We start from the raw sequence: 7,981 nt of genomic DNA, 5'->3' as shown, positions 1-7,981 counted from the left end.
TCGGGGTCCAGCACCGCCCGCAGATAACGACCCGCCTTGGCCACCTCCGCCGCACCCGCCCTGCCCGCCAGCTCCACCAGGATCGGCTCGGCCAAGCCGGCCTGCTCCTCCGACAGACCCGCAACCGCCGCGCAGATGGCCTCGGCCACCCCCGCCGCCAAATCGCCGGCGGCGAACATCTCCCGCACCCGGGGCAGGCGCGCCAACTCCACCGCCAACGTCAGCAGGCGGCCCGCACCCGCCACGCTCATCCCGCCTGTCGTACGCAACCAGCTCCGGGTGGAGGCATGCCCATGCCGCTTGGCCTGCCCCGCCCGATGCACCCGCCCCACCCGATCCGCCAACGCCGAGGTGATCCGATCCCGCGCGAACAACAACTCCTCGGCCTCCGCCAAGCAGACGTCCACATCGTCCGGAACCGGCGCCAACGCCAACGCCTGCGCCGACTCACGAACAGAACCCACCAGCACCCACGACGACCGGCCCCGGCGATCACCCGCGCCAGCGGTACCCGCCTCCGCAAAGCCCGCTTCAGCAGAACCCGGCCTGGCAGAACCCGCCCCGGCATCATCGGCATCAGCAGACGCACCAGCGACACTTTCGGCACCGGCACTGTCGGCAGCGGCACTTGGACGCGGGGGCATTTGCCCAACGAGGAATTGCCACCTTTGCGCGACTCGAGGATCGCGGGCCGGATCGCCAGGGATATTTATTCGGCTGATTCCCCAGATGCGCCCATCGCCGGTGGGCGCGCCCTCCGACGACCAGAGAGGCGAGCAGGCAGTGAGCCGCTCCCACCAAGCCTCATCCAGCGTGTTCGAACGGCCGGAACGGTCAGGGTCGATAAGTGGCGACGCCATGACACTCCCTCCAGCTAATTCGAATACTTGTATGAATTCTTTCACGTGACTCTCGCCCGCTTCAAGCGCCGAGCAGAATTGAATGGAGTCACAGGCAGCCGCGCGAACAATCCCTGCCAATTTCGACCAAAGCCATTCTTGTCGGCCCGCTCCACGTTTCCGCTTCCCGCCAGCCCTGCTGCCCGAGACCGGGCGGTTCCGCCGGCCGGTGGACGCCGCAACCGCCGGAGCACCCCCGGCCCGAGATCATGACGATGATTTTCGCGACGGCGGCCGACACCGCGATCACGACGCCCACCTGGGACGATGCCGAGACACCGGCGTCACGGCCTACACCGCGACAGCGGCGATTTTCCGGAAAGGTGGTTTTCGTTCTCCCATCGGCGGTAGCCAAGAAAGGGACCGACCAAGCGAGAGACAAGGAGAAGCACGTGATCACTCACGAGCAGATCCCCATGGTGCTCGACAACCCGGTCCACGACCTCAACGGCGACAAGATCGGCGAGGTCGCGCAGGTCTTCCTGGACGATGCGACGGGACGGCCGAAGTGGGTCTGCGTCAAGACGGGACTTCTCCACGCCAAGGAGACCTTCATCCCGCTGCACGACGCGAACCTGACGGCCGGTCATGTCGAGGTCCCGTACGCCAAGGAGCACGTCAAGAACGCGCCCGACGTGGAGCTGGACGCCGACGGGCACCTGTCCGCGGAGCAGGAGCGTGAGCTCTACCGTCACTACGACATGAGCTGGGACGCCGCCTGGGAACGTGCGAACCGGTCCGACAGCCTCACCGGCTGGGCCGACAGCGGCGGGCGGCGCGAGCGCGAACGCCTGGGGCTCGGCACCGAGGACCAGGCGGACTCCGAGGACCTCTTGGACCACAGGGACCAGACAGACCACAGGGACCAGACGGACCCCAGGCACTACACGGACTACGCCGTGACCCGCGGCGGGGAGCGGTACGGCACCGACGATCCCGCGCTCGGCTCCAGAGACCGGCTGGACGCCGAGATTCCCGGCACGCATCCGGGTGAGCCGCTGGCCCCGCGCGACCCCGCGACCCGGTCCGGGGAGCTGTTCGGCGCCGGCGATCCCTCGATCACGTCGAGCGAGCGGTACGGCACCGAGGATCCGGCGGCCCGGGCGCAGGAGCGGTTCGGCACCGGCGATCCGGTGACGCGGTCCGGCGACCGGTTCGTCACCGACCCGGACGCCCGGGACCGGGACATCCGCCGCCGGGACATCCCCGGCGAGGACGAGCCGCGACTGTAGACCGCGCTTCGTCCGTCACCAGCCCCGTTGCCCCGGTGTGCCTCCGCCGCCGGGGCAACGGCGTGCCCGGCCGCTTTGAGTCCCGGCCGATTTCAGTCGTCGTCGACGATCTCGCCGTGCACCACGCGGCCACGGCGCGCTCCGGCGGGCCCGCCGGAGCGCTCCGCCCCGTCGAAGCCGGCGCCATCGAAGCCGGCCCCGCCGAAGCCCGCGGTCCGGTCGAAGATCGGCGCGTACGGCGAGCGGGCGGCGAGTGAGCGCACCCGGCGGCCAAGGAACCACGACAGCCAGCGGCGGGCGATCGGCCGGCTGAACGGCAGGATCATGAAGAACCCGAACACGTCGCTCAGGAAGCCGGGGGTCATCAGGAGGGCGCCGCCGGCGACGATCAACGCGCCGTCGGCGAGTTCCCTGTCCGGCATGCGCCCCGACTCGACGGCCGTGCGCAGCGCCGCCCAGGCCCGCCGGCCCTCCCGGCGCACCAGCCAGGCGCCGAGGATGCTGTCGGCGATGAGCAGGGCGACCGTCTCCCACCCGCCGATCACGGACCCCACCCGGATCAGAAACCAGATCTCCAGGACGGGAACCAGCAGGAACCCGAGGAACAGCCCGATCCGCACCATGTCTTGCCCCACTCACCCCGGCACTCCGTACGTCTGCGTCAACGTCCCCGCGGCCGCTGGGGTTCCTGCGGATCGCGCCTATCGCCGCGGGCGAAACCGGTCGGCGAACCCGGCGACCCCCCAGACGGCCACGCGCCAGAAGGCCTCGACGATGATCCTCCGGCTCATCTTGCTGCTGCCCACGGTGCGCTCGACGAACGTGATCGGCTTCTCCCTCACCCGCAGGCCCTGCCGTACGGTGCGCAGCGTGAGGTCCACCTGGAAGCAGTAGCCCTGGGACTCGACGTCGTCCAGCCCGATCTTCTCCAGCGTGGCCGCGCGGTAGGCGCGGAAGCCGGCGGTGGCGTCGCGGACCGGGATGCCGAGCACCAGCCGGACGTAGGTGTTGGCGCCCCGGGACAGCAGCTCACGCGAGAACGGCCAGTTGACGGTCTTGCCGCCGGGCACCCACCGGGACCCGATCGCCAGGTCGGCGCCGTCGGTCACCGCGTCGAGCAGCTTGTGCAGTTCCTCGGGCTGGTGGGACCCGTCGGCGTCCATCTCCACCAGCACGTCGTAGCCTTCGGCCAGGCCCCACCGGAACCCCGCGATGTAGGCGGCGCCGAGCCCCTGCTTGCTCGTCCGGTGCAGGACGTGGACGTGGTCGTCGGCCTCGGCCAGCTCGTCCGCGATCCGGCCGGTGCCGTCGGGGCTGTTGTCGTCGGCCACGAGCAGGTGGACCTCGGGCAGCGCCTCACGCAGCCGCCGCGTGATCATCGGGAGGTTCTCCCGCTCGTTGTACGTGGGGACGATCACGAGCACCCGCCCCGGGGTCCGCTCCATCAGCTTTTCCTCCGCCCAGAGATGGCCGCCACCGTCGCTCCGGCTCCCATGAGTATCAAAACCCACTCGGGCAGCGCACCTACCTCCGCCGCCAGCGTGTTCTTCGTCCTGACGGGGACGTCCAGGACGTTCATCCCCGCCACCAGCTCGTCCGTACGCCAGCCGACCCGGCCGTCCGGGCCGACGTACGCGGAGATGCCGGTGGTCGCCGCGGTGACCACCGCGCGGTTGAACTCCACCGCGCGCAGCTGCGACATCGCGAGCTGCTGCGGCGGCAGGTTGGTGAGCGCGTAGCTGGCGTTGTTGGTCTGCACGACCAGCGGGGTGCCGCCGGCCAGCACCGTCTCGCGCACCGTGCTGTCGAACGCCACCTCGTAGCACTCGACGGTGCCGACGGTCACCGGGCCCATCCGCAGCGCCCCCGGCTTGTCTCCGGCTACCGACTGGCGGCCGACCAGGTTGGCCCGCGACGACAGCGCGAGGAACAGGTCCTTCATGGGCGTGTACTCGCCGAAGGGCACGAGCCGCCGCTTGTCGTAGTACGCGCCGGGGCCGGTGACCGGGTCCCAGACCACGCCGCGGGTGGCCCGCTTATCGGTGCCGATCTTGACCACCGCGCCGACGAGGACCGGCACGCCGATGTCCTTCACGGCGGAGTCGATCGTCTGGCGGGCGAACTCGCTGCTGTAGGGATCGATGTCGGTCGAGTTCTCCGGCCAGACCACGAGGTCGGGCCGCGGGAGCTTCCCGGCGCGTACGGCCTCGGCCATCCGGTGCGTCTCGTCGGCGTGGTTGCGCAGCACGACGGCGGGCTCGTCGCCGAGGAAGTACATCCCCCGCCCGGGGACGTTCCCCTGGATGACACCGATCCGCACTGTCCTGCCCTCGTCGCCGGGCCGGGGCACGACCAGCCCCAGCACCGGTACGGCTATCGCGGCGAGGAGCGTTCCGGCAACCACCCGGTCGGCCCGCCACCTCGGCGGACGCCGTGTGACCAGCGCGGCGAGCAGCGTCCCCGTGAGGACGACCGTGAAACTTACAAGTGGGGCGCCGCCCAGCGCGGCGAAGCCGGTGTACGGCGACTCGCCCTGGCTGAAGGCCAGCCGCGCCCAGGGAAAGCCCCCGACGGGGAACAGTCCCCGGGCCCACTCCTGCGCCACCCACAGGCAGGCCACCCAGAGCGGCCACAGGCGCAGCCGCATGACGAGTGCGGCGAGACATGCCAGCGCCGCCCAGAAGAGGCTCTCGATGCCCGTGAGGGCCAGCCAGGCGTCGTCCCCGATGGGGCGGACCCAGGCGAGCGTCGGCAGGAGGAACGCCAGTCCTCCGGCGTACCCGATCCACGCGGCCCGGCGCGGCCTGGTGCCGCGGACGGCGAGGGCGAGCAGCGCCATGCCCAGGGGCGCGCAGAACCACCACCCGAGGGGCGGGAAGGCGAGGTAGAGCACCAGGCCGCCCGCGACGGACGCGGCGAGGCGGATCAGCGTGCCCGGCACGCGCGGCCCGGGCGCCGCGGCGGCGGCCGGCTCCGCGTCCTGTGCCGTCTTCAGTGCCACGGGACAGTTTCTCCTCGCGTGTCGATGGGCCCGCGTCCTGGTGCGGAAAATCATCCCAGGTCAGGGTCGCAGACGGCGGCGTGAGCCGCCAAACCGGCCCTTGGCAACTCTACGAGGAAGTGAAGGGGGCCCGGGCGGCCCTTCGGACCGGTTCCGTCCCGTCGGCGGCGGGCGCGGAGCTCCGTTGTCTACTGGGTGCCCGGGCCCCTCCTGGGTCCAACCCCCCGGCCGGCTGGGGTGCCCCGCCTCGGCGGAACGCCGCCCTGCGCCTGGTGTGCTGACGGGATCACGCTCCGTCATCGACGCAGAGGCCAGCGGCGCCATAGAACGGCCAACCGGTCAGTCCCGTGCTGGACTTTGCAGCAAACTACCGACCTCAGCGCAGATGTCAACCGCGTCCCGATCAGCGGAAACACCATGTTTCCGCAGGTGGGAGCGGTGCCGGTTCAGCGCCGTTCCAGGCCGGTCAGAGCCTCCGGCAGATCGCCGGTGTGGACGACTCCGAGGCGGCTCGTGGCCCGGGTGAGCGCCACGTAGAGATCGCTCGGGCCGCGCGGCGACTCCCGCAGGATCCGGCCGGGTTCGACCACGATCACCGAGTCGAACTCCAGCCCCTTGGCCTCGCTCACCGACAGCACCGCCACGGGCGCGTCCAGCGCGGCCGGGCCGGGCCCGGTGGCGGCGTCCGGCACGGCGGCCCGGACGATCCGCCCGATCTCCCCGGTCGTCCCCGCGGGGGCGATGACCACGAGGCGGCCCCCCTCGACGACCTCGGCGGCGACCGGGGGGCCCGCCTCCGCCAGGGACGCGACCCGCACGGCCCACGGCCGTTCGCCCGTCTCCCGCACCGACTCCGGCGCCTTCAGGTCGGGGCCGACCAGTTCGAGCACGCGGGCGGCCACCTCCATCAGCTCGGCGGGGGTGCGATAGTTGACGCTGAGCCGCTCCTCGCGCCAGCGGCCCGCGACGTACGGGTCGAGGACCCGCGCCCAGCTCGCCGCGCCTGCGGCCGACCCGGTCTGGGCGATGTCGCCGACGATCGTCATGGACCGGCTCGGGACGCGGCGCATGACCATCCGCCAGGCCATCTCCGACAGTTCCTGGGCCTCGTCCACGATCACATGGCCGAAGGCCCACGTGCGATCCCTGGCGGCCCGCTCGGCCGTGGTGAGATATGTCTCCTCGGCCTGCTGCCGTTCGGCGAAGCGCTCGGCGTCCATGATGTCGGCCAGGCCGGTCAGCTCCAGCACCTCGCGGGCGTAGGCGATGCGCTCCTCGCGCTCCTGCTCGGCCCGGCGGGCCGCCCGCAGCACGCCCTCGTCGATGTCGCCCAGCAGCTCGGCGGCCTCGTCGAGCAGCGGCACGTCGGCCACGCTCCACCAGTTCTCCCCCGGCTTCTCCCCCGCCTTGGGCGGCTCGCGCAGCAGCAGGTCGCACTCCCGCGCGCCCAGCCCGGCCGCCGCCATCCGCTCGCGGTCGGTGAACAACCCGATCAGCAGCTGCTGCGGGGTCAGGTACGGCCACAGCCGGTTGAGCGCCACCCGCACCGGTTCCTCGGTGCGCAGGTCCTCGCGCAGGTCGGCGAAGTCGGCGTCGTCGAGGTTGCCGCGCCCCAGGTGCCTGGCCGCCTGCCGGGTGAGCGCGGTCAGCAGGTGCCGTACGAACACGGACCTGGCCTGGTTGTGCGGCCGGCGCGAGCGGTGGGCCTTCGACCTGGCCGCCTCCAGCGTCTGCCGGTCGAGCTTCAGCGTGAACTTGTCGAGCCGGATCTCCACGGGCGTGCGCGGCATCCGCTGGCGCTCCCGTACGGCCCGCGCGATCACGTCGGCCATCCCGATCCGGCCCTTGACCGCGGACGCCTCGGGCGAGTCCTCCCGGGTCGCGGTCAGACCGGGGTACATCTCGCCCACGGTGGACAGCAGCACGTCGGTCTCGCCGAGGGACGGCAGCACCTGCTCGATGTAGCGCATGAAGGTCGGGTTGGGCCCGAGGATCAGCACGCCCCGGCGTTCCAGGCGCTCCCGGTAGGTGTACAGGAGGTACGCCGCGCGGTGCAGGGCCACCACGGTCTTGCCGGTGCCCGGCCCGCCCTGGACGACGAGCACGCCGTTCAGGTCGCTTCTGATGATCTTGTCCTGCTCGGCCTGGATGGTCGCCACGATGTCGCGCATGCGGCCGGTGCGCTTCTCGCCGAGCGCGGCCAGCAGGGCGGCCTCGCCGTTGAGCGAGGCCCGGTCGGCGTCGGTGAGGCCGTCGAGGTCGAGCAGGTCGTCGTCGATCGCGGTGACGTTGCGGCCCCGCGTGTGCAGGTGGCGCCGCCGGGTGACGCCCATCGGGGCGGCCGGGGTGGCCCGGTAGAACGGCTGCGCCACCGGGGCCCGCCAGTCGATCAGCAGCCGGTGCTGGTCGTCGTCCGACAGGCCGAGGCGGCCGATGTACAGCCGCTCGCCCTCCGAATGGTCGAGCCTGCCGAAGCACAGGCCGTTCTCCACCGCCCACAGACGGGCCAGGCGCTGGGCGTACATGCCGGCGAAGGAGTCGCGTTCCGAGCGGTTCTGGTGGGTCCCCGAGGCCCCCTGGGCCAGCACGGCGTCGAGCTGCCCGCGCGTGCGCTCCCGCAGCACGTCGAGGCGCTCGTACAGCGCGGCGACGTACTTCTGCTCCCGGGCCAGCTCGCCCGTCGAAGACTGTGGCATAGGCCGCCAGATTCTACGTGCCGTCCCGCTCTTCGCCCGCATCGGGCACGAGCGGTCACAGGTGGATCTCGGCGTCGGGCGCGCTCTTGACGGCGTCCGGGCCCGTTCGTACGGTCGCGTCCATAGTTAGGAAACTTTCCTAACGCATGGCTG

General features: G+C 71.6%; 6 protein-coding genes. 1 reads left to right on the top strand and 5 read right to left on the bottom strand.

The annotated features are described in order from the left end of the window. Nucleotides 1-464: hypothetical protein (locus tag ACWEQG_RS25005; protein WP_452288195.1), on the bottom strand; the 464-nt coding region annotated here is incomplete at its 3' end. Nucleotides 465-1,291: 827 nt separating this feature from the next. Between ACWEQG_RS25005 and ACWEQG_RS25000 the strand changes: the two genes are divergently transcribed. Next, nucleotides 1,292-2,131 carry a PRC-barrel domain-containing protein gene (locus tag ACWEQG_RS25000; protein WP_452288193.1) on the top strand — a complete coding sequence of 280 codons (840 nt, stop codon included), beginning with the start codon at nt 1,292-1,294 and terminating at the stop codon, nt 2,129-2,131. 92 nt (nt 2,132-2,223) lie between these two features. Here ACWEQG_RS25000 and ACWEQG_RS24995 read toward each other — a convergent pair whose 3' ends face one another. The 4 genes from ACWEQG_RS24995 to ACWEQG_RS24980 form a co-directional block, all read right to left on the bottom strand. Beyond that, nucleotides 2,224-2,754, bottom strand: a complete 531-nt coding sequence (locus ACWEQG_RS24995) for an FxsA family protein (protein WP_452288191.1) — start codon at nt 2,752-2,754, stop codon at nt 2,224-2,226. A gap of 78 nt (nt 2,755-2,832) precedes the next feature. Next, a complete protein-coding gene (locus tag ACWEQG_RS24990) occupies nt 2,833-3,576 on the bottom strand; it encodes a polyprenol monophosphomannose synthase (RefSeq protein ID WP_452288189.1) in 744 nt (247 codons plus the stop codon). Next, nucleotides 3,576-5,132, bottom strand: coding sequence for an apolipoprotein N-acyltransferase (lnt, locus tag ACWEQG_RS24985; RefSeq protein WP_452288188.1), 1,557 nt, complete (start codon nt 5,130-5,132; stop codon nt 3,576-3,578). Before lnt ends, ACWEQG_RS24990 begins: the two co-directional genes overlap by 1 nt. 446 nt (nt 5,133-5,578) lie before the next feature. Continuing rightward, entirely contained in the window at nt 5,579-7,828 is a 2,250-nt protein-coding gene (locus ACWEQG_RS24980) for a HelD family protein (RefSeq protein WP_452288186.1), read from the bottom strand. Nucleotides 7,829-7,981 lie beyond the last annotated feature (153 nt).

It is taken from the genome of Microbispora sp. NPDC004025 (assembly GCF_053604425.1).
Note: the sequence above shows the minus strand (reverse complement) of the source record. Positions and strands in the feature narration are given on the sequence as shown.

Bases quoted from the DNA above. Each gene is read 5' to 3' on its own strand.
- ACWEQG_RS24995 (WP_452288191.1), bottom strand. From the start codon at position 2,754: ATGGTGCGGATCGGGCTGTTCCTCGGGTTCCTGCTGGTTCCCGTCCTG.
- ACWEQG_RS24990 (WP_452288189.1), bottom strand. From the start codon at position 3,576: ATGGAGCGGACCCCGGGGCGGGTGCTCGTGATCGTCCCCACGTACAAC.
- ACWEQG_RS24980 (WP_452288186.1), bottom strand. From the start codon at position 7,828: ATGCCACAGTCTTCGACGGGCGAGCTGGCCCGGGAGCAGAAGTACGTC.